This is a genomic window from Janthinobacterium sp. 35 (assembly GCF_002754575.1).
In the GTDB taxonomy this organism is placed as follows: domain Bacteria; phylum Pseudomonadota; class Gammaproteobacteria; order Burkholderiales; family Burkholderiaceae_D; genus Janthinobacterium; species Janthinobacterium tructae.
The window spans coordinates 2,093,210-2,113,461 of record NZ_PEFN01000001.1 but is presented as its reverse complement, the minus strand read 5'-3'; the positions used below and the strand labels follow the sequence as shown (position 1 = coordinate 2,113,461).

General features: G+C 61.0%; 18 protein-coding genes. 13 read left to right on the top strand and 5 right to left on the bottom strand.

Features of this window, described 5'->3' with window-relative positions:
* The 3 genes from CLU93_RS09485 (at position 1) to CLU93_RS09475 (ending at position 3,129) form a co-directional block, all read left to right on the top strand.
* On the top strand, positions 1–1,479 hold the full coding sequence (locus CLU93_RS09485; protein ID WP_099760887.1) for an RNA polymerase factor sigma-54: 1,479 nt from the start codon (positions 1–3) through the stop codon (positions 1,477–1,479).
* A gap of 69 nt (positions 1,480–1,548) precedes the next feature.
* Positions 1,549–1,908, top strand: a complete 360-nt coding sequence (gene hpf / locus CLU93_RS09480; protein WP_099760886.1) for a ribosome hibernation-promoting factor, HPF/YfiA family — start codon at positions 1,549–1,551, stop codon at positions 1,906–1,908.
* Between the two features lie 135 nt (positions 1,909–2,043).
* Positions 2,044–3,129 (top strand): enoyl-CoA hydratase/isomerase family protein, encoded by a 1,086-nt coding sequence (locus CLU93_RS09475; protein WP_099760885.1) that lies wholly within the window; start codon positions 2,044–2,046, stop codon positions 3,127–3,129.
* 123 nt (positions 3,130–3,252) lie between these two features.
* On the opposite strand, the gene rapZ is transcribed toward CLU93_RS09475, so the two are convergent.
* The 5 genes from rapZ to ilvA form a co-directional block, all read right to left on the bottom strand.
* Complete coding sequence (gene rapZ, locus CLU93_RS09470) at positions 3,253–4,116, bottom strand: RNase adapter RapZ (RefSeq protein ID WP_071079719.1); 864 nt, start codon at positions 4,114–4,116, stop codon at positions 3,253–3,255.
* A gap of 152 nt (positions 4,117–4,268) precedes the next feature.
* Positions 4,269–5,204, bottom strand: coding sequence for an HPr(Ser) kinase/phosphatase (gene hprK / locus CLU93_RS09465; protein WP_034753337.1), 936 nt, complete (start codon positions 5,202–5,204; stop codon positions 4,269–4,271).
* 36 nt (positions 5,205–5,240) lie between these two features.
* A complete protein-coding gene (locus CLU93_RS09460; protein WP_096233534.1) occupies positions 5,241–5,723 on the bottom strand; it encodes a PTS sugar transporter subunit IIA in 483 nt (160 codons plus the stop codon).
* A gap of 333 nt (positions 5,724–6,056) precedes the next feature.
* Entirely contained in the window at positions 6,057–6,899 is an 843-nt protein-coding gene (queF, locus tag CLU93_RS09455; protein WP_099764318.1) for an NADPH-dependent 7-cyano-7-deazaguanine reductase QueF, read from the bottom strand.
* A 108-nt stretch (positions 6,900–7,007) separates the two neighbouring features.
* Complete coding sequence (ilvA, locus tag CLU93_RS09450) at positions 7,008–8,546, bottom strand: threonine ammonia-lyase, biosynthetic (RefSeq protein WP_096233536.1); 1,539 nt, start codon at positions 8,544–8,546, stop codon at positions 7,008–7,010.
* Positions 8,547–8,748: 202 nt separating this feature from the next.
* Between ilvA and CLU93_RS09445 the strand changes: the two genes are divergently transcribed.
* The 10 genes from CLU93_RS09445 (at position 8,749) to ubiB (ending at position 20,246) form a co-directional block, all read left to right on the top strand.
* The gene (locus CLU93_RS09445; protein ID WP_071079715.1) at positions 8,749–9,240 is read left to right on the top strand and encodes a YqaA family protein; all 492 of its coding nucleotides are present in this window, start codon (positions 8,749–8,751) and stop codon (positions 9,238–9,240) included.
* 268 nt (positions 9,241–9,508) lie between these two features.
* Positions 9,509–13,549, top strand: a complete 4,041-nt coding sequence (locus tag CLU93_RS09440; protein WP_099760884.1) for a DUF3683 domain-containing protein — start codon at positions 9,509–9,511, stop codon at positions 13,547–13,549.
* A complete protein-coding gene (locus CLU93_RS09435; protein WP_099760883.1) occupies positions 13,549–13,998 on the top strand; it encodes an HIT family protein in 450 nt (149 codons plus the stop codon). The genes CLU93_RS09440 and CLU93_RS09435 overlap by 1 nt, the downstream gene beginning before the upstream one ends.
* A gap of 9 nt (positions 13,999–14,007) precedes the next feature.
* Entirely contained in the window at positions 14,008–14,457 is a 450-nt protein-coding gene (locus CLU93_RS09430; RefSeq protein WP_099760882.1) for a gamma-butyrobetaine hydroxylase-like domain-containing protein, read from the top strand.
* A gap of 98 nt (positions 14,458–14,555) precedes the next feature.
* Entirely contained in the window at positions 14,556–14,900 is a 345-nt protein-coding gene (locus CLU93_RS09425; RefSeq protein WP_099760881.1) for a YciI family protein, read from the top strand.
* A 2-nt stretch (positions 14,901–14,902) separates the two neighbouring features.
* Positions 14,903–16,147 carry an RNA polymerase sigma factor gene (locus tag CLU93_RS09420; RefSeq protein ID WP_099760880.1) on the top strand — a complete coding sequence of 415 codons (1,245 nt, stop codon included), beginning with the start codon at positions 14,903–14,905 and terminating at the stop codon, positions 16,145–16,147.
* A 29-nt stretch (positions 16,148–16,176) separates the two neighbouring features.
* The gene (gene ubiE / locus CLU93_RS09415) at positions 16,177–16,911 is read left to right on the top strand and encodes a bifunctional demethylmenaquinone methyltransferase/2-methoxy-6-polyprenyl-1,4-benzoquinol methylase UbiE (protein WP_010394608.1); all 735 of its coding nucleotides are present in this window, start codon (positions 16,177–16,179) and stop codon (positions 16,909–16,911) included.
* Between the two features lie 31 nt (positions 16,912–16,942).
* Positions 16,943–17,887: a Tim44 domain-containing protein gene (locus tag CLU93_RS09410; protein WP_099760879.1), complete on the top strand. Its 945-nt coding sequence runs from the start codon at positions 16,943–16,945 to the stop codon at positions 17,885–17,887.
* A 152-nt stretch (positions 17,888–18,039) separates the two neighbouring features.
* On the top strand, positions 18,040–18,678 hold the full coding sequence (locus tag CLU93_RS09405; protein WP_165829257.1) for a ubiquinone biosynthesis accessory factor UbiJ: 639 nt from the start codon (positions 18,040–18,042) through the stop codon (positions 18,676–18,678).
* Positions 18,675–20,246: a ubiquinone biosynthesis regulatory protein kinase UbiB gene (gene ubiB / locus CLU93_RS09400; RefSeq protein ID WP_099760877.1), complete on the top strand. Its 1,572-nt coding sequence runs from the start codon at positions 18,675–18,677 to the stop codon at positions 20,244–20,246. Before CLU93_RS09405 ends, ubiB begins: the two co-directional genes overlap by 4 nt.
* Positions 20,247–20,252 lie beyond the last annotated feature (6 nt).

Here is a 20,252-nt window from a genome sequence, read left to right as displayed (position 1 = left end):
ATGAAACAATCATTGCAGCTGCGCACTTCGCAGCACCTGGCACTGACGCCGCAGTTGCAGCAATCGATACGCCTGTTGCAATTGTCTACCCTGGAATTGCACCAGGAACTCGAGCAACTGCTGACGGACAATCCCTTGCTCGAGCGCCTCGACGATCCGCTCGACCATTCGCTGCGCCTGCTGTCCGACGGAGCCCTGAGTTCCACGGCCGCGCCGGCCGAAGCGCCGCCCCAGCCGCCAGGCCAGGATGCGCCTGCGGCGCCGGCCGAAGCGGAGACCTTTGACGGCGAGGCGAGCGACAGCCCGGCCGCCGCAGACGGTGGCGACAGCGACTGGAGCGAGGCGAGCCGGGGCAAGGCGCCCGATGACGAAGATTCGCGTCCGCAATTGGAGGCCCATCACTGCACCCTGCGCGAGCACCTGATGGAGCAGATGCGCGTGACGGTGCTCGAGTTGCGCGACCGCGCGCTGGTCGAACTGATCATCGACGCGCTCGACGACAATGGCTACCTGGAAGAGTCGCTCGACGACATCCTGGCGCGCCTGCCGGAAGAGCTGGAAATCGACGCCGACGAGATGCGCACGGCCTTGTCCCTGCTGCAAAGTTTCGATCCGCCCGGCGTGGGTGCGCGCAATGCGTCCGAATGCCTGGCGCTGCAAATCAAGCGTTTGCCGCACGTCGCCATGGTGACGCGGCGCATGGCCCTCGTCATCGTGGAAAAGCACCTGGCCTGGTTTGCCCAGCGCGATTTCAACAAGCTGAAAAAAGCCCTCGATTGCGACGAGGAAGACTTGCGTGAAGCGCAGACGGTGATTCGCCAGTGCAATCCGCATCCGGGCGCCGTGTTCGCCTCGGACGTGTCCGATTACGTGGTGCCCGACGTCGTCGTCAAGCGTGCGCGCAATGGCTGGCAAGTCACCCTGAACAACGACGTCATGCCGCGCCTGCGCGTCAACGCCATGTACGCCAACTTGCTCAAGCAGGGCAAGGGCGAGGGCGCCATGGGCGCACAGTTGCAGGAAGCCAAGTGGCTGATCAAGAATATGCGCCAGCGCTTCGACACGATCCTGCGCGTGGCACAGGCGATAGTAGAAAGACAAAAGAACTTTTTCTCGCATGGGGCCGTTGCCATGCGCCCCCTTGTGCTCCGTGAAATAGCTGATACACTGGGTTTACACGAGAGTACTATCTCGCGGGTAACAACTCAAAAGTACATGCTGACCCCGCACGGCATGTTCGAGTTGAAATATTTCTTTGGTAGCCACGTCGCCACCGAAGCGGGGGGCGAAGCATCATCGACGGCGATACGGGCATTGATCGTGCAACTGACAGGAGCAGAAGACCCTAAAAATCCTTTATCCGACAGTAAGATTGCGGACATGCTGGGGGAACAAGGCATGGTGATTGCGCGACGTACTGTTGCCAAATACCGGGAAGCGTTGAAAATTCCGCCAGTGAGCCTGCGTAAGTGTTTGTAAGTTTTTTTCGGTTCCTCTGCGGGCCGGATAGGATGGACCGCACGAACCCGATCATCTTTAGGAGTGTGTATGAATCTCACCATCAGCGGACATCATCTCGAAGTGACACCAGCCATCCGTGAATACGTACAAACGAAGCTGGAGCGCGTGAAACGTCATTTCGATCAAGTTATCGATATCGCCGTGATTCTGACCGTGGATAACCTCAAAGAGAAAGAAAAACGTCAAAAGGCCGAAGTCAACCTGCGTCTGAGTGGCAAAACTGTCTATGTGGAAAGCCTGGCGCATGACCTGTATGCCGCAATCGATATCCTGATCGACAAGCTGGACAGGCAAGTGATGAAATACAAAACCAAAGTGCAAGGGCACGGTAAAGAGGCGATCAAGCATCTGCCAGACAACTCGGAAGAAGAATTAGCCGCCGTCTAAACGGCCTGCGACTTTCAACCGGTTGTGATCAACTAAGGGCGCACATTGCGCCCTTTTTTGCGCCCCTGCCTGTCGAGCGCAATGTTGCCCGTGCAGGCGCTAGAATGTGCCTACTCTCACTTCTTTCATTTTCCCATGAGCGACTTCGTCCAGACCTCCATCCGCAACCGTACCGGGCACATCGTGCTCGACCGTCCGAAAGCCTTCAATTCCCTGTCGCTGGAGATGGTGCGGGCCCTGAGTGCCGTCTTGCTGGCCTGGCGCGACGATCCGCAGGTGGACGCCGTCGTGATCCGTTCCAGCAGCGAAAAAGCCCTGTGCGCCGGCGGCGATATCCGTTTCTTTTACGATGCGGGCCTGGCTACGCCGCAAGGCGGCAGTGCATTGCTGGAAGATTTCTTTACAGAAGAATACGCCTTAAATCATGTCATTCATTTCTACCCGAAACCGTATATCGCCGTGATGGATGGCGTGGTCATGGGCGGCGGCATGGGCGTGGCGCAAGCCGGGCCCGGCAACCGCCTGCGCATCGTCACGGGCCGCACGCGCATGGCCATGCCGGAAGTCAATATCGGCTTGTTCCCGGACGTGGGCGGCAGTTATTTTCTGTCCCGCCTGGCCGGCCAGCTGGGCCTGTACCTGGGCTTGACGGGCTTGACGATCAACGCGGCCGATGCCCTGTACACGGGGCTGGCCGATGTCTACCTGCCCGAGGCGCAGATGGGGGCGCTGCTGGCCCTGTTCGAATCGACGCCGGGCGAGGCCTTGCCGGTGGCCATCAAGGCGCTGGCCGCGCCGTTCCAGGCCGAGGCGGGGGCTTCTGCTTTGGCCACCGCGCGCACGGCGCTGGACCGCCACTTCGGCGCCCCTTCCGTGGCCGCCATCATGGCCTCGCTGGCGCAGGACGACAGCGCGTTCGCAGGCAAGGCCCTGGCGGCCATGCGTTTGCGTTCACCGCTGATGATGTCGGTGACCCTCGAATTGCTGCAGCGCGGTGCCCACCTGGGTGTGGCCGACTGCCTGCGCCTGGAGCGCAGCGTGGTGCGCCACAATTTCGCGCATGGAGAAGTGCTGGAAGGCGTGCGCGCGCTGGTGGTCGACAAGGACAATGCGCCACGTTGGAACCCCGCCAGCCTGGACGAGGTCGATGCAGCCATGGTGGCACGTTTCTTTGCCCCCGTCTGGCCGGCCACGGCGCATCCGCTTTATTATCTGAAGTAACAACGCTGGATAAAACCGTAGCGAGCGGAAGGGAGAGGTGGTTGAGAAGCGGAACTGTGCTTTACGCACAGTGAGCATCGCAGACCACCTATACCGACGCGCAGTAGGTTTTATTGGCGTTCTCTAGCTGCGCTCGCGGTGGCGTAGAACCACGCGCTCGTTCGGCCCGAAATACTGCGCCAGCCGTTCCGCCATGTACACGGAGCGGTGCTGGCCACCCGTGCAACCGAGCGCCACCGTCAGGTAGCTGCGGTTGTCGGATTTGAATGACGGCAACCACTTCTCGATGAAGGCGCGGATGTCGGCCAGCAGTTCCAGCGCGCTCGGCTGCGCGTCGAGGAAGGCGATCACGGGCGCATCGCGTCCGTCGAGCGGACGCAGCGCCAGGTCGTAATAGGGATTCGGCAAGGCCCGCACGTCGAAGACGAAATCGGCGTCCAGCGGCACGCCCAGTTTGAAGGCGAACGATTCGAAGAACAAGGTCAGCGGCGCGCGTTCGGAGGCGACGATATCCTTGATCCAGGCACGCAATTTGTTCGCGCTCAGTTCCGAGGTATCGATCACATGGCCCAATTGCTCGATGGCCGACAGGCGTTCGCGTTCTTCCGAGATACATTCGATCAGGGTGCGGCGGCTGGCGGGGTTCTGGTTCGGCCGCAATTCGTGCGACAGCGGATGGCTGCGCCGCGTTTCCGAGAAGCGCGCCACCAGCGAATGCGTGGTGGCCGTGAGGAACATCACCTTGACGTCGTGCCCCTGGTCGCGCAGCAGGGCCACATTGTGCGGCAGGCTGGCCAGCGACTCGGCGCTGCGCGCATCGACGGCGACGGCCAGTTGCGGTGTGCCTTCGTCGAGCAAGGTTTGCACCAGGCTGGGCAGCAAGGCCGGTGGCAGGTTGTCGACACAATAGTAGCCGGTATCTTCCAGCACATTGAGCGCGACGGATTTACCGGAGCCGGATATTCCGGTGATAAGGACGATATGCATACGCCGATCATACAATAAAGATCGGCACTGCGCTCCCGAGGCAATGATCTTTACAAATGATTGCAATTTAGACTGTGGTATTTCTTTGCTGCACACGTCAACAATGTTGTCGGATTACGCGGGGCGTTGCCCCGCTAATCCGACCTACGTTGTTAATCGCCACTCATGGCGAGTCGTTGCCGCTCCATGAACTCCTGCAAGGTATCGATGCCGCGCAGCTGCAAAATGGTGTTGCGCACTGCCGCTTCCAGCAGCACGGCGATGTTGCGGCCGGCGGCGACGGGGATGACGACCTTGCGCACGGGCAAGCCGAGCACGTCTTCCGTGGGGAACAGGAAGGGCAGGCGCTCGACTTCCTCTTCCAGCGCGTTGCGGCGCACCAGGTGCACGATCAGTTTCAAGCGCATCTTGCGGCGCACGGCCGTTTCGCCAAAGATGGCCTTGATGTCGAGCAAGCCCAGGCCCCGCACTTCCAGCAGGTTTTGCAGCAGGGGCGGGCAGCGGCCTTCGATCATGTTGGGCGCGATACGCGAGAATTCGACGGCGTCATCGGCCACCAGGCCGTGACTGCGCGAAATCAGTTCCAGGCCCAGCTCGCTCTTGCCTAGCCCCGAATCGCCCGTGATCAGCACGCCCACGCCCAGCACGTCCATGAACACGCCATGCATGATGATGCGCTGCGCCAGCTTTTTGGACAGGTAGACGCGCAGGAAGTCGATCACTTGCGCGGCCGGCAGCGGGGTCGAGAACAGGGGGATGTTTTGCTCGTCGCAGATGGCGAGGATGTCGGGCGGGGTTTCCAGTCCTTGCGCGATGATCAGCGCGGGTGGGCCGCCGGCGATCAGTTCACCGATCACATGGGTGCGCGTGTTGACCTTCAGGCGCTGATAATAATTGATTTCCTGGTGGCCGAAGACCTGGATGCGGCCCGGATGGATCAGGTTCAAGTGGCCCACCTGGTCGGCGGCCGACGAGACATCGCCCGAGATCAGGCGCTCGCCGCCGGGGAAACCGGCGAACCAGCCCAGTTGCAGACTTTCACGATTATCGTCGTACAGGCGTTGTATCGTCAGCGGCGTTTGCAACATGGCAGTCTTCTTCAGGAGTGGAGGAATACCTGAAGTTTAACCCGTCGCTTGCAGACTGGGTTGCCAATTGACGATGCGCGAATGCACGGATTTCGGTTCCGGATCCGTGGCCAGCGCCGTGCGGAAGGCATCGTCGGAAAACATTTCAGCGATTTCCGACAAAATTTCCAGATGTTGCTGGGTGACATGATCGGGAATCAGCAGGAAAAACAGCAGATTGACGGGCTTGCCATCGGGCGACTCGAACGGAATCGGCTCGGCCAGACGCACGAAGGCGCCCAGCGGCGCTTTCAGGGTCTTGCTGCCTTTGACCCTGCCATGCGGCACGGCTACGCCATGGCCCAGGCCTGTCGAGCCCAGGCGTTCGCGGGCAAACAGATTGTCCGAAACGGTAGAGCGGGCGATGCCGTAATTGTTTTCGAAGATCAGGCCGGCTTGCTCGAAGGCGCGCTTTTTACTGGACACTTCCAGGTCCAGCAGGACGTTTTCGAGAGATAATATTTTGCTAAGATTAGTCATGACACTCAATGAAATGGTGCAATGCGCAGAGGGCTTGCGAGCCGAATTATAGGCCTGTTTCCGCGGCCTGTAACGCCAATTCTCAACAGTATACGCGCGCTGCGGGCGCAGTGGGCGCGACAGCCCATGTCGCCATCATTTTAGCAAAAAAATAACATCGGGGTGTAGCGGCTATTTCTTGATTAAAAACACGCGGCGAACAGATTTTTCCGCCGCCGAATGCCGATTTTCCGATTTTTCAGCGTCTTTGACATGCTCTGAGGCACTACTGCAACGTTGTTTTAAAACACAGCCAACATTCCTGTTGGCATGATTTCAAGGTATTGCGCAAGGTTATTGGCGCGCATTGCGCAGATTGCCCGGCATCGTGCCCGTGCTGTAGTTGCTGCGCCACGGATTGATATCGAGCCCGCCGCGGCGCGTATAGCGCGCATACACGGACAGTTTTTGCGGCTTGCACTGGCGCAAGATATCGACAAAGATGCGCTCCACGCATTGCTCGTGGAATTCGTTGTGCTCGCGGAAACCGATCAGATAGCGCAGCAGGCTTTCCTGGTCGATCTGCGGTCCCGCATACGCGATCTGCACGCTGCCCCAGTCAGGCTGGCCCGTCACCAGGCAATTCGATTTGAGCAAGTGCGAGACGAGTTTTTCTTCCACCGGTGCTTCATCGAGTGCCGCCTGCAACAGCAGCGGCGAGGGCGTGTATTGCGTGATTTCCAGGTCCAGGCGGTCGAGCAGCACGCCGTCGAATTCACCCATTTTCAGCTTGCCGAAATCTTCCTGCAAGGTCAGTTCCACTTGCACGGGCGCGCCAAAACCGTTCGACAGATCCTGTTTGAGCAGGGCCAGCAGCGCATCCGGGTTGTCCAGTTTGGTCTGGTTGAACGAGTTCAGGTACAGCTTGAACGATTTCGATTCGATGATGTTGGGCGAATCGGCCGGCGCGCTGACCTTGGCAATGGCCACCTGCGGCTTGCCGCGCTGGTTCAGCCACGACAGTTCATACGCATTCCAGATGTCGAGGCCAAAGAAGGGCAAGGTGCCGCGCAGTTCCAGCTCGTCGCGCTTGCCCTGGCGCGGAATCGGAAACAGCAGTTCCGGCGCGTAATCGCTGCGGTAGGCGGAGCTTTTGCCCAGGGGAGACAGTTCGGCGAGGTCGTTGGTGGTGGTCATGGTCGTGTGGCGTAGTTCGGTCAAGGACGCATGGTAGCCTATTTCAACCCAACGGCGACGACTGGGGTCGTACCCTGCAGGGTACGACCCCAGTATTTGCAGTTGGGCTTATTGCCCCAGGAACAGCTTATACACAGGATTGCTGCTCTCATCCCAGTAACGATAGCCGAGCGTATCGAGGAAACGGGCGAATTCTCCCATTTCATCGGGCGGCACTTGCAGGCCCACCAGGATGCGGCCCACGTCGCCGCCCTGGCTGCGGTAATGACACAGGGAAATATTCCAGTTTGGCGCCATGCTGTCGAGGAAGCGCATCAGCGCGCCGGGGCGCTCGGGGAATTCAAAGCGGTACAGCAGCTCGTCCTGGGCCAGGCGGCTCTTGCCACCGACCAGGTGGCGGATGTGCGACTTGGCCAGCTCGTCGTGGGTCAAGTCCAGCGTCTTGAATTCATGCTCTTCGAATTTCTTCGCCATCGCCCCGGATTCATGCCGGTCGGCAATCTGGATGCCGACGAATACGTGCGCGGCTTTTTCATCGCTGATGCGGTAGTTAAATTCCGTCACGTTGCGCGCGCCGATGAGCGAGCAGAAGCGCTTGAAGCTGCCCCGCTGTTCGCGCATGGTGACGGCAAACACGGCTTCGCGGAACTCGCCCAGCTCGGCTCGCTCGGCAACGAAGCGCAGGCGGTCGAAATTCATGTTGGCGCCGCAGGCGATGGTGACCAGCGTCTGGTTGACGATGGGGTGCTTGCTCAGGCTGGCCCGCTCCACGTAGGCCTTGGCGCCCGCGATGGCCAGCGCGCCGGCCGGTTCCAGAATGGAGCGCGTATCCGTAAACACATCCTTGATGGCGGCGCAGATGGCGTCCGTGTCGACGATGATGATGTCATCGACATATTGCTGCGCCAGGCGGAATGTTTCCTCGCCCACCAGACGCACGGCCGTGCCGTCCGAAAACAGGCCCACGTCGGGCAGGGTCACGCGTTCGCCCGCTTTCAGCGAGCGCGCCATGGCGTCCGAATCGACCGTTTGCACGCCGATGATCTTGATGTCGGGGCGAATCTGTTTCACGTAGGCAGCCACGCCGGCGATCAGGCCGCCGCCGCCGATGGCGACGAAGATGGCGTGGATGGGACCGGAATGCTGGCGCAGGATTTCCATGCCGATCGTGCCCTGGCCGGCGATCACGTCCGGATCGTCGAACGGGTGCACGAAGGTCAGCTTCTGTTCTTTTTCCAGGGTCAGCGCGTGGTTGTAGGCGTCCGTGTAGGACTCGCCGTGCAGCACGATTTCCACATGCACGCCGCCGCGCGCCTTGACGGCGTCAATCTTGACGGGGGGCGTGGTGGTGGGCATGACGATGACGGCGCGGCAGCCCATGCGCGCGGCCGACAGGGCCACGCCCTGGGCATGGTTGCCGGCCGAAGCGCAAATGACGCCGCGCTTGCGTTCCGCATCGCTGAGCTGGGCCATCTTGTTGTAGGCGCCGCGAATCTTGAAGCTGAACACGCTTTGCATGTCTTCGCGCTTGAAGTAAATCTGGTTGTTCAGGCGCTGCGACAGGGCAGGGGCCAGTTCCAGCGGCGTTTCGGTGGCGACGTCATAGACGCGGGCGGTCAGGATTTTCTTGAGGTAGTCGATGTTCATAGTCTGCTAGCAAGTGATTCTGGGCCAGAAAGGTACTGGAGCGTGTCGGTCGATAGCGGCGGCGCCGCGGCGGATAGCCTGGCGACAAATAATGCTCTGTGGAACTGCGGGCGGGTGTGCCTTTGCCGGCTGGCGCGATGTGTGCGGCGCCCAGGCTGCTCTTCATTATAATGGAGAGCCATACTGCATCGCGAAGTGTTCCATGATCGAATCCGCAATCGCCTGGCTGCTGCAGCTGATCGCAGCACCGGAAGTCGGTCTGACATCGGTCTTTCTGATCAGCTTTATTTCCGCCACCTTGTTGCCGCTCGGCTCGGAGCCGGCCGTGTTTGCCGTCATCAAGGCCAATCCCGCACTGTTCTGGGCCGCCATCGGCGTCGCCACCCTGGGCAATACCCTGGGCGGCATGGTCGACTACTGGATGGGCTACCGGGCCAAGCAGGCGTTCGCCAAGGAGCGCGACACGCGCTGGTTCCGCTGGCTGGCCCGTTATGGCGCCAAGACCATGCTGCTGGCCTGGCTGCCCCTTGTGGGCGACCCGCTGTGCACGCTGGCGGGCTGGCTCAAGCTGCCGTTCTGGCCCAGCGTGGCCTACATGGCCATCGGCAAGTGCGCACGCTACCTGAGCATGACGGCTTTGCTGCTGTACGTACCCGATGGCGTATGGCACCGGATCGGACAAATGCTGGCGTAAACGGCACGCAAACGGGCGGAATGCAACGCCTGTTTGCCCTATTTTTGGGCAGTTCGATAGTTTGCAGTAGAGTCCGATTCTTGGCATTTTTGCGTCAAAAAATCATGGAAACTGGTTTTTTATTCATGCAAAAGTGGGCTTTTCCATATTTGCTATGGTAGCCGATGAGGTGCTTAAACCTTAGGCGGCCTAAGGCTGTTCCGGCATGGTGCGGCGCAATAAGATAAAATGATCCTTTAGGGTCCAGTCCACATCGTCACCACATTCCATGAACGCTCCCGCACATATCCAAGCTTTACTGGCAGAAACGCCGAATGGTCCCGCAGCAAGCCGCCTGCGCGAAATCCCGTATAACTACACGTCGTTTTCCGATCGCGAGATCGTCATACGCCTGTTGGGGGAGGACTCCTGGCGCCTGCTCGACGAGCTGCGCGGCGCCCGCCAGACGGGCCGTTCGGCCCGCATGCTGTACGAGGTGCTGGGCGACATCTGGGTGGTGCGCCGCAACCCCTACCTGCAGGATGACTTGCTGGACAACCCGAAGCGCCGCCAGGGCTTGATCGACGCCTTGCATCACCGTCTGGCCGAAGTCGACAAGCGCCGCCTGGGCATCGATGCGGCCGGCGGCGACGTCGCGGCCAGTGGCGAAGCGCCGGAAGTGGCCAAGGCGCGCAGCGCCAACGTGGAACTGCTGCTGAAAGCGGCCAGCAAGGCCGTGGCCGACTTCGGCGACGAATTCCGCAAGACCTATGACTTGCGCAAGCGCACGGTCAAGGTGCTGGGCCGCTATACGGAAAAGCACAATGTGCGCTTCGACGGCATGACGCGCGTGTCGCACGTGACGGACGCCACCGACTGGCGCGTCGAATACCCGTTCGTCGTGCTCACGCCCGACACGGAAGAGGAAATGGCCGGTCTGGTAAAGGGCTGTATCGAGCTGGGGCTGACCATCATCCCGCGCGGCGGCGGCACCGGCTACACGGGCGGCGCGATTCCCTTGACGCCGATGTCGGCTGTCATCAACACGGAAAAGCTCATCACCCTGGGCGCCGTGGAAATGACGGTCTTGCCGGGATTGAGCCACGAATACGCGACGATCCATTCGGGCGCGGGCGTGATCACGAATAAAGTGTCGGAAGCGGCTGAAAAGGCCGGCTTCGTGTTCGCCGTTGACCCGACCTCGGCGCACGCTTCGTGTATCGGCGGCAACGTCGCCATGAATGCGGGCGGCAAGAAGGCCGTGCTGTGGGGCACGGCGCTGGACAACCTGGCTTCGTGGCGCATGGTCGACCCGAATGGCGATTGGCTCGATGTCACGCGCCTCGACCATAACCTGGGCAAGATCCACGATATCGCACTGGCACGTTTCCAGCTGGAATGGCGTCACCCGAGCACGCGCGACGCGACGAAACCGAACGCGCCGTTCAAGACGGAAATCCTGGAAATTCCTGGCCGCAAGTTCCGTAAAGAGGGCCTGGGCAAGGACGTGACGGACAAATTCCTCGCCGGCTTGCCGGGCATCCAGAAAGAAGGCTGCGACGGCCTGATCACGTCGGCGCGCTGGATCTTGCACAAGATGCCGAAATTCGCCCGTACCGTCTGCCTGGAATTCTTTGGCCAGGCGCGCGATGCGATCCCGTCGATCGTGGAAATCAAGGATTACCTCGATGGCTTGCCGGCCAAGGGCGAGCAATACACGACCATCCGCCTGGCGGGCCTGGAACACCTGGACGAGCGCTACCTGCGCGCCGTCGGCTACGCCACCAAGTCGAAGCGGGGTGTGCTGCCGAAGATGGCCCTGTTTGGCGACATCGTCGGCGACGATGAAAATGCCGTCGCGCAAGCGGCGTCGGAAGTGGTGCGCATCGCCAACACCCGCGTGGGCGAAGGCTTTGTGGCCGTCAGCCCGGAAGCGCGCAAAAAGTTCTGGCTCGACCGCGCCCGCACGGCAGCGATCGCCAAGCACACGAATGCGTTCAAGATCAATGAAGACGTGGTGATTCCCCTGAATCGCATGGGCGAATACACGGATGGCATCGAGCGCATCAATATCGAGCTGTCGATCAAGAACAAGCTGCAACTGGCCGATGCCCTGAGTGAATTCTTTGCCAAGGGTAACTTGCCAATTGGCAAGAGCGACGACGCCTCGGACGACCGCGTCGATGACGCGGAAATGCTGGGCGACCGTGCCGAGCAGGCGCAGCAGTTGCTGGCGCAAGTCACGGCACGCTGGACCTGTCTGCTGGCCCAGCTGGACCGTCCGCTGGCCGATGTAAAGGGCGAACTGGGCGAGCTGGGCATGGAGCGCTTGCTGCCCGTCTTCGATGCACGCCTGGAAACACAGCCGGACGCCACCCTGTTCGACGTGGTGCAGGACCGCACCGTGCGCATCACCTGGAAGCAAGAAATCCGCGCCCAGCTGCGCCAGATCTTCAATGGCGCCGCCTTCAAACTGATCCTTGACGAGGCGACGGCGATTCACGCGCGCATCCTGCGTAGCCGCGTATTCGTCGCGCTGCACATGCATGCGGGCGACGGCAACGTGCATACGAACTTGCCCGTCAACTCGGACAATTACGACATGCTGCAAGATGCCCACGCCGCCGTGGGCCGCATCATGATCCTGGCCCGCTCGCTCAATGGCGTCATTTCGGGCGAACACGGTATCGGCATCACCAAGCTGGAATTTTTGACGGAAGAAGAAATCGGCGAGTTCCGCAGCTACAAGCAGCGCATCGATCCGGAAGGCCGTTTCAACAAAGGCAAATTGCTGAACCTGCCGGGCATGGGCGCCGACTTGCGCAATGCCTACACGCCATCGTTCGGCCTGATGGGCCATGAGTCGCTGATCATGCAGCAAAGCGACATCGGCGCCATCGCCGACAGCGTCAAGGATTGCTTGCGCTGCGGTAAATGCAAACCCGTGTGCGCAACCCACGTGCCGCGCGCCAATTTGCTGTACTCGCCGCGCGACAAGATCCTGGCGACGTCGTCCCTGATCGAAGCCTTCCTGTACGAAGAGCAGACGCGGCGCGGTATTTCCATCAAGCATTGGGAAGAGTTCGAAGACGTGGCCGACCACTGCACGGTGTGCCATAAATGCGTCACGCCCTGTCCCGTCAACATCGACTTCGGCGACGTGTCGATGAACATGCGTAACTTGCTGCGCAAGATGGACAAGAAAAGCTTCAATCCGGGCACCAAGGCGACGATGCTGTTCCTCAACGCCACCGATCCCGTGACCATCAATGCCACGCGCAAGGTCATGATCGACTGGGGCTACAAGGCGCAGCGCCTGGGCCACGATTTATTGAAGAAATTTGCCAAGAAGCAAACCAAGGCGCCGCCGCCATCGACTGGCAAGCCACCGGTCAAGGCGCAGGTGATTCACTTCATCAACAAAAAAATGCCGGGCAACTTGCCGAAGAAAACGGCACGCGCGTTGCTCGACATCGAAGACGATAAAGTCATTCCGATCATCCGCAATCCGAAGACGACCACGGCCGATACGGAAGCCGTGTTCTACTTCCCCGGTTGCGGTTCGGAGCGCTTGTTCTCGCAAGTGGGCCTGGCGACGCAAGCGATGCTGTGGGAAGTGGGCGTGCAGACGGTCTTGCCGCCGGGCTACCTGTGCTGCGGTTATCCGCAGCGGGGCGCCGGTGAGTTCGACAAGGCCGAGAAGATGATGACGGACAACCGCGTCCTGTTCCATCGCATGGCCAACACGCTCAATTACCTCGACATCAAGACGGTGCTCGTCTCGTGCGGCACCTGCTATGACCAGCTGGCAACCTACCAGTTTGAAAAGATTTTCCCGGGCTGCCGCATCATGGATATCCATGAGTATTTGCTGGAGAAAAACGTCAAGCTGGAAGGCGTCAACGGCACGCGCTATATGTACCACGAGCCATGCCACAATCCGATGAAGTTGCAGGAATCGGGCAAGACCATCAATTCCCTGATCAGCACGGTAGACAACGTGAAGATCGAGAAAAATGATCGTTGCTGCGGCGAATCGGGCTCGCTGGCCGTCACGCGCCCCGACATTTCCACGCAAGTGCGTTTCCGCAAGGAAGAAGAGATGGTCAAGGGCGCCGACAAGCTGCGCGGCGATGGCTTCACGGGTGACGTGAAAATCCTCACCAGCTGCCCGTCGTGCCTGCAAGGCTTGTCGCGCTACAATGATGATTCGGGCACGACGGCCGACTACATCGTCGTCGAGATCGCCAAACACTTGCTGGGAGAGAACTGGATGCCCGATTACGTGAAACGCGCCAATGACGGCGGTATCGAACGGGTGCTGGTGTAATGTCCACGCCTTGCGATCTGTGTCAGTTGCTGGACGGCTACGCCAACAAGCAGGGTCTGGAGACTTTGCTGTGGCGCAGCGAGCGCTTGTCCGTGGTGGCCGTCGACGACGCCGCCTATCCCGGCTTTTGCCGCGTGATCTGGAACAAGCACGTGAAGGAAATGACGGACTTGACGCCCGGTGAGCGCAACTACGTCATGGAAGTCGTGTGGCAAGTCGAGCTGGCCGTGCGTGAAGTGATGCAGCCGGAAAAGGTCAATCTGGCCAGTTTCGGCAACATGACGCCGCATGTGCACTGGCACGTGATTCCCCGCTACCGCGACGATGCGCATTTCCCGAACCCCAGCTGGGCAGTCGTGCAGCGCGAAACGGCGCCGGAAGTACTGGCCACCCGCCGCGCCTTGCTGCCGGCACTGCGCGCCGCCATCATTCAACGTTTATCCGCATAAAGTATCGTCATGACTGAAAAAACAGCAACACCCCAACCGACCGGCTTGACCGTGCACAACCAGTCGCGCGTGCTCGACGTGGCTTTCGACGATGGCAGCACATTTGCGTTGCCGTTCGAATATCTGCGCGTGTATTCGCCGTCGGCCGAAGTGCAGGGTCATGGCAAGGGCCAGGAAACCTTGCAATTAGGCAAGCGCCTGGTCGGCATCACGGGTCTGGAGCCTGTCGGCAACTACGCCGTGCAACCGACCTTCAGCGATGGCCACAATTCCGGCCTGTACACCTGGGCTTATCTGTACAAGCTGGGCGCGCAGCAAGCGACCCTGTGGCAGGATTACCTGGACCGCCTGACGGCAGCCGGCTACCCCGGTGACAGCGGCCGCGACGCCAAGGCCGACATGACGGTCAAGCAATCTTCCGGCCATGTTCATGGACCCAGTTGCGGGCACAAACACTAAGGTGAAAAAATAATGCGGTAATCTTGTCGGATTGCCGCATATCCATTCGTCGTATGAATGCCCGCGCTTGCGGGCATTTTTCTTTTGGAGAAGAGACTATGGAATACCTGATCCTGATCTACGCCGATGAATCCCGCTATGAAACGATGCCGGAAGGACAGATGGCCGGCCTGATGGCCGATTTTGCCAGTTACACGCAGGACCTGGAGGCGGCGGGCGTGCTGCGCGGCGGCGCGGAGCTGGCGCCCGTGCGCAGCGCCACCTGCGTGCGTGTGCACAATGGCAAGCCTGTCATCACGGATGGGCCGTTCGCGGAAACCAAGGAGCAACTGGGCGGATATTACCTGCTGGACTGCGCCCACCTGGACGAGGCGCTGGCTTGGGCCGGGCGTTGCCCGGCAGCCTCGCTGGGCACCATCGAAGTGCGGCCTGTCACGGCATAACCATGGCCGGCGACGCCCTGTCGGCCGTCGAGCACGTCTTTCGCCAGGAACGGGGCAGGGTACTGGCCGGCCTGATGCGGCGCTTTGGCGACCTGGGCCTGGCGGAAGATGTGTTACAGGAAGCGTGCCGCAAGGCGCTGGAGCTGTGGCCGCGCACGGGCATCCCCGATCATCCCGTCGCCTGGCTCAGTGCCGTGGCGCGCAACGCGGGCCTCGATCAGGTGCGCCGCGCGGGCAAGAGCATCATCATGGATGCCGAGCTCATCCTGTCGAGTCTGCCGGCATCCGCGATGGAAGAAACACACGCCATCGAAGACGACCGCCTGCGCCTGCTGTTCATCTGCTGCCATCCCGCGCTGGCGCCCGAGGCGCAGGTGGCGCTGGCCCTGCGCACCCTGTGTGGCCTATCCACGGCCGAGATCGCGTGCGCCTTCGGCGTGGCGGAAGCGGCCCTGTCGCAGCGGCTATTGCGTGCCAAACGCAAGATCGCCGAAGCGCGCATCCCCTTCGAATTGCCGCCAGCGCAAGACTGGCCGCCACGACTGGCGCAAGTGCTGCACGTGATTTACCTGGTGTTCAGCGAAGGCTATTGCGCCAGCGGCGGCGATACCCTGCTGCGCGCCGACCTGTGCACGGAGGCGCTGCGGCTGGGACGGCTGCTCGACAGCCTGCAGCCGGGCCAGCCGGAAGTGCAGGGCTTATTGGCCTTGATGCTGCTGCAGGCGTCGCGCGGCCTGGCCCGCCTGTCGCCCGAGGGGTATTTGTTGACCCTGGAAGAGCAGGAGCGGCGCCTGTGGCAGGGGGACTTGATTGCCGAGGGACTGGCGCTGCTGGCGCTGGCCTTGCCGGCGCGCGCACCGGGGCCATACCAGCTGCAGGCGGCGATTGCCGCCTTGCACGCCCAAGCGCCCACGGCCAGCCAGACGGACTGGCGTCAGATCAGCGCCCTGTATGGCGCCTTGCTGCGGCACAAGCCGGAACCCTTGATCTTGCTCAATGCGGTGATCGCCTGCGCCATGGCGCATGGCGCCGCACACGGCCTGGCGTGGCTCGATCGCCTGGAAGCCGTGCCCAGCCTTGCCAACTCGCATTATCTGCATGCGGCCCGGGCCGACTTGCTGCGCCGCCAGGGTGACCGCTCAGGTGCGCTGGCGGCGTATGCACAGGCGGCAATGCTTGCTTCAAATGCAGTGGAAAGGCAATACCTTCTCCGGCGTCAGGGGGAAATGCGCCTGCCGCTTGTATAATGCGTGCAAGTTCAAACAGACTGCCTACCATGACCAATACGACCCATTTCGGATACAAAACAGTTGCAGAAGACGACAAAGTGCGCGAAGTCGCCAAGGTGTTCCATTCCGTCGCTGCCAAATACGACGTGATGAACGACTTGATGTCGGGCGGGCTGCACCGTCTGTGGAAGACGTTCACCATTGCCAACGCGGGCGTGCGCCCCGGCTTCAAGGTGCTCGACATCGCCGGCGGCACGGGCGACCTGTCGAAGGCGTTCGCCAGGCAGGCGGGTCCCACGGGCGAAGTCTGGTTGACCGATATCAATGAATCGATGTTGCGCGTGGGCCGCGACCGCCTCTTGAATCGCGGCTTGCTCACCCCCACCTTGTTGTGTGACGCGGAAAAACTGCCGTTCCCCGATAACTATTTTGACCGCGTCAGCGTGGCCTTTGGCCTGCGCAACATGACGCACAAGGATGTGGCGCTGGCCGAAATGCGCCGCGTGCTGAAGCCGGGCGGCAAGCTGCTGGTGCTGGAGTTTTCCAAGGTGGCAGCACCGCTGCAAAAGCCGTATGACCTGTATTCGTTTTCGGTCTTGCCGTGGTTCGGACAGAAAATCGCCGGCGACGCGGAAAGCTATCGCTACCTGGCCGAATCGATCCGCATGCACCCGGACCAGGAAACGCTGAAGACCATGATGGAAACGGCGGGCCTGGAACGTGTGCAGTACTACAATTTGACGGCAGGCATTGCCGCTTTGCATACCGGTATCAAGATGTAATGCATCAACGTTGGTGATTTTAGGAGATGGAATGAAATTGAAGAAATTTATGGTCGGCATGATGCTGGCCGCGACCACGGTATCCATGCTGGGCGAGGCGCTGGCCCGTCCCATGGGTGGTGGCCGTTCGTTTGGCCGCCAGTCGCAAAACGTGGGCCGCCAGGCGCCCGCACCGGCGCCGACCCCGGCACCGGCTGCCGCGCCACGCCAGGCGCAACCTGCGCCAGCCCCGGCGCCGGCACCTGCCGCCAAGGCACCGAGCCGCTGGAAGGGCTTGCTGGGCGGCGCACTGCTGGGCCTGGGCCTGGGCGCGCTGCTGTCGCATTTCGGCCTGGGCGGCGCCCTGGCCAGCATGATCAGTACCCTGCTGATGGTGGCCTTGCTGGCCGGCGTGGCCTACTTCATCTACCGCATGGTGCGCGGCAAGCGCGACAGCAACACCAGCGGCAATGCGCCGTTCGCGGGTTTTGGCGGCAACCAGCCTGCACCGGCCGGCAACGTGCCCGACATCGGTTCGCGCATTCCACCGCTGCCGCCGCTGCAGCCCGTCTCGTCCGGCGTCGGCCTGGACAAACCGGCGCCGGTTGCCGCGCCATGGGGCGTGCCAAGCGACTTCGACAAGGAAGCCTTCCTGCGCCACGCGAAAAGCAATTTCATTCGCCTGCAAGCGGCCTGGGACAAGGCCGACGTCAACGATATCCGTGAATTCACGTCGCCGGAAGTGTATGGGGAACTGCGCATGCAAATCCAGGAACGGGGCGCGCAACCGGACTTTACCGATGTCGTCACCATCGATGCCGAACTGCTCGGTATCGAGACGAGCGTCAACGACTACCTGGCCAGCGTGAAGTTTACGGGCCTGATCCGTTCGGCGCCGGGCGCGGCAGCCGAGCCGTTCGCGGAAGTGTGGAATATGTCGAAACCCGTCAGCGGCAACAGCGGCTGGGTCTTGGCAGGCATCCAGCAATTGAATTAATTGTCAAAACTTGCTGAATAATGGCTTAAGTTCATGCGCAATGCATGATGCTTGACAGATATTTCCTGCTGAACTGGTAAGATCGAAACCGCCCACGTTGTTTTACGGGCGGTTTTTTCTTTTTAGGGGCGCGCGCGGCGCGCAGTATATAGATGGCACCACTTTCCGATCTCTCCCTGATGACGCCCGTCATCGCGACCATCAACCATTTGCTGGCGCAAGAGCCGTGGGCGCGCCAGCAACTGGCCGTGCACGCCGGCAAGCTGGCCTGCATCGACACGGGCGCCGTAGCCTTGCGCCTGGGCGTCGACAGCGCCGGCATGCTGGCAGCGGCGCCGGCCGATATGCCGGCCAATGTCACCATCCGCGTCAAATTGTCCGATGTGCCGCTGATCCTGCAAAACCGCGAGCGGGCGTTTTCGTATGTAAAAATCGAAGGCGATGCCGAGTTTGCCAATGCGATTTCGCAATTGAGCAAGGGTTTGCGCTGGGAAGCCGAGCACGACCTGGAAAAGGTAGTCGGTCCCATGCTGGCTACGCGCCTTGTTTCCGGCGCGAAAGATGCCGCCGCCTTTGTGCGCACGGGCCAGCAAAAGCTGGCGGAAAACGTGGCCGAATATTTTCTCGACGAGCAGCCGATGCTGATCCGTCCTGCTACCCTGCAAGAGTATTCCGCTGGCGTGACGCGCGTGCGCGATGATGTCGAACGCCTGGCCAAGCGCCTTGCCCGGCTGGAAAAGGCGGCCGCCGCCGTCCAGCCGCAGTCCTCCTCACCGGATTTGTCTACATGATATTGAAATTCCTGCGCCTGTTTAAAATCATCCGTGTTTCCATCAAGTACGGTCTGGATGAGATAGCGATTTCTGGTCTGCAAGTTCCCCGCACCGCCAAATTGATCGACACCCTGATTTTCTGGCGCGACCTGTCGTCGCCACGGGGCATGCGCCTGCGCCTGGCGCTGGAAGAGCTGGGCCCGATTTTCGTGAAATTCGGCCAGGTGCTGTCGACCCGGCGCGATCTGATGCCGCTCGACATCGCCGAAGAACTGGCGCGCCTGCAAGACCGCGTGCCGCCGTTCGATTCCGACCTGGCCATCGCACAGATCGTCAAGTCGCTGGGCGCGCACCCGGATCAACTGTTTGCCCACTTCGAGCGCGAGCCGGTGGCGTCCGCCTCGATTGCCCAGGTGCACTTCGCCACCCTGAAAGATGGCCGTGAAGTGGCCGTGAAGGTCTTGCGTCCAGGCATGAAAAAGCTGATCGACGAAGACGTGGCCCTGATGCACATCGCGGCCGACTGGACCAGCCGCCTGTGGGCCGACAGCAAGCGCCTGAAACCCAAGGAAGTGGTGGGCGAGTTCGACAAATACCTGCACGACGAGCTGGACCTGATGCGCGAAGCGGCCAACGCCAGCCAGCTGCGCCGTAACTTCGCCAATTCGAACTTGCTGCTGGTGCCGGAAATGCACTGGGATTATTGCTCCAGCAGCGTCATCGTCATGGAACGCATGGTGGGCATTCCCGTGTCGCAGATCGACCGCCTGGTGGCGGCCGGCGTGGATTTGCGCAAGCTCTCCAGCGATGGCGTGGAGATTTTCTTCACGCAAGTGTTCCGCGACGGTTTTTTCCATGCGGATATGCATCCAGGCAATATTCTCGTGTCGATCGCGCCCGAATCGTTCGGCCGCTACATCGCGCTGGACTTCGGCATCGTGGGCACGTTGAACGATTACGACAAGGACTATCTGTCGCAAAACTTCCTCGCCTTCTTCCGCCGTGACTACAAGCGCGTGGCCGAGGCGCACATCGAATCGGGCTGGGCGCCGAAAGACACGCGAGTCGATGAACTGGAAGCGGCCGTGCGCGCCTGCTGCGAGCCGATCTTCGACCGTCCGCTGAAAGATATCTCGTTCGGCCAGGTCTTGCTGCGGCTGTTCCAGACCTCGCGCCGCTTCAACGTGGAAGTGCAGCCGCAACTGGTGCTGTTGCAAAAGACCCTGCTCAATATCGAAGGCCTGGGCCGCCAGCTCGATCCGGAACTGGACCTGTGGCAAACGGCCAAGCCGTATCTGGAAAAATGGATGAGCAACCAGGTGGGGCCGCAAGGCTTCATGGAGCGCCTGCGCGCCGAGGCGCCCCGCTATGCGCACATCTTCCCGCAACTGCCGCGCTTGCTGCACCAGGCCTTGACGGTGCATGGCGAACCGCGCGAAAACGATGTGGAATTGATGAAAACCTTGCTGGCGGAGCAACGCCAGACGAATCGATTGCTGAGTTTTATCGTGTACTTCGTGGGTGCCTTCGCGCTCGGCGCGCTGGGTTTGCAAGTGTTCATGCGCTGGCATCAACTGCCGTTGTAACTGGAT

Bases quoted from the DNA above. Each gene is read 5' to 3' on its own strand.
- CLU93_RS09485 (WP_099760887.1), top strand. From the start codon at position 1: ATGAAACAATCATTGCAGCTGCGCACTTCGCAGCACCTGGCACTGACG.
- hpf (WP_099760886.1), top strand. From the start codon at position 1,549: ATGAATCTCACCATCAGCGGACATCATCTCGAAGTGACACCAGCCATC.
- CLU93_RS09475 (WP_099760885.1), top strand. From the start codon at position 2,044: ATGAGCGACTTCGTCCAGACCTCCATCCGCAACCGTACCGGGCACATC.
- rapZ (WP_071079719.1), bottom strand. From the start codon at position 4,116: ATGCATATCGTCCTTATCACCGGAATATCCGGCTCCGGTAAATCCGTC.
- hprK (WP_034753337.1), bottom strand. From the start codon at position 5,204: ATGTTGCAAACGCCGCTGACGATACAACGCCTGTACGACGATAATCGT.
- CLU93_RS09460 (WP_096233534.1), bottom strand. From the start codon at position 5,723: ATGACTAATCTTAGCAAAATATTATCTCTCGAAAACGTCCTGCTGGAC.
- queF (WP_099764318.1), bottom strand. From the start codon at position 6,899: ATGACCACCACCAACGACCTCGCCGAACTGTCTCCCCTGGGCAAAAGC.
- ilvA (WP_096233536.1), bottom strand. From the start codon at position 8,546: ATGAACATCGACTACCTCAAGAAAATCCTGACCGCCCGCGTCTATGAC.
- CLU93_RS09445 (WP_071079715.1), top strand. From the start codon at position 8,749: ATGATCGAATCCGCAATCGCCTGGCTGCTGCAGCTGATCGCAGCACCG.
- CLU93_RS09440 (WP_099760884.1), top strand. From the start codon at position 9,509: ATGAACGCTCCCGCACATATCCAAGCTTTACTGGCAGAAACGCCGAAT.
- CLU93_RS09435 (WP_099760883.1), top strand. From the start codon at position 13,549: ATGTCCACGCCTTGCGATCTGTGTCAGTTGCTGGACGGCTACGCCAAC.
- CLU93_RS09430 (WP_099760882.1), top strand. From the start codon at position 14,008: ATGACTGAAAAAACAGCAACACCCCAACCGACCGGCTTGACCGTGCAC.
- CLU93_RS09425 (WP_099760881.1), top strand. From the start codon at position 14,556: ATGGAATACCTGATCCTGATCTACGCCGATGAATCCCGCTATGAAACG.
- CLU93_RS09420 (WP_099760880.1), top strand. From the start codon at position 14,903: ATGGCCGGCGACGCCCTGTCGGCCGTCGAGCACGTCTTTCGCCAGGAA.
- ubiE (WP_010394608.1), top strand. From the start codon at position 16,177: ATGACCAATACGACCCATTTCGGATACAAAACAGTTGCAGAAGACGAC.
- CLU93_RS09410 (WP_099760879.1), top strand. From the start codon at position 16,943: ATGAAATTGAAGAAATTTATGGTCGGCATGATGCTGGCCGCGACCACG.
- CLU93_RS09405 (WP_165829257.1), top strand. From the start codon at position 18,040: ATGGCACCACTTTCCGATCTCTCCCTGATGACGCCCGTCATCGCGACC.
- ubiB (WP_099760877.1), top strand. From the start codon at position 18,675: ATGATATTGAAATTCCTGCGCCTGTTTAAAATCATCCGTGTTTCCATC.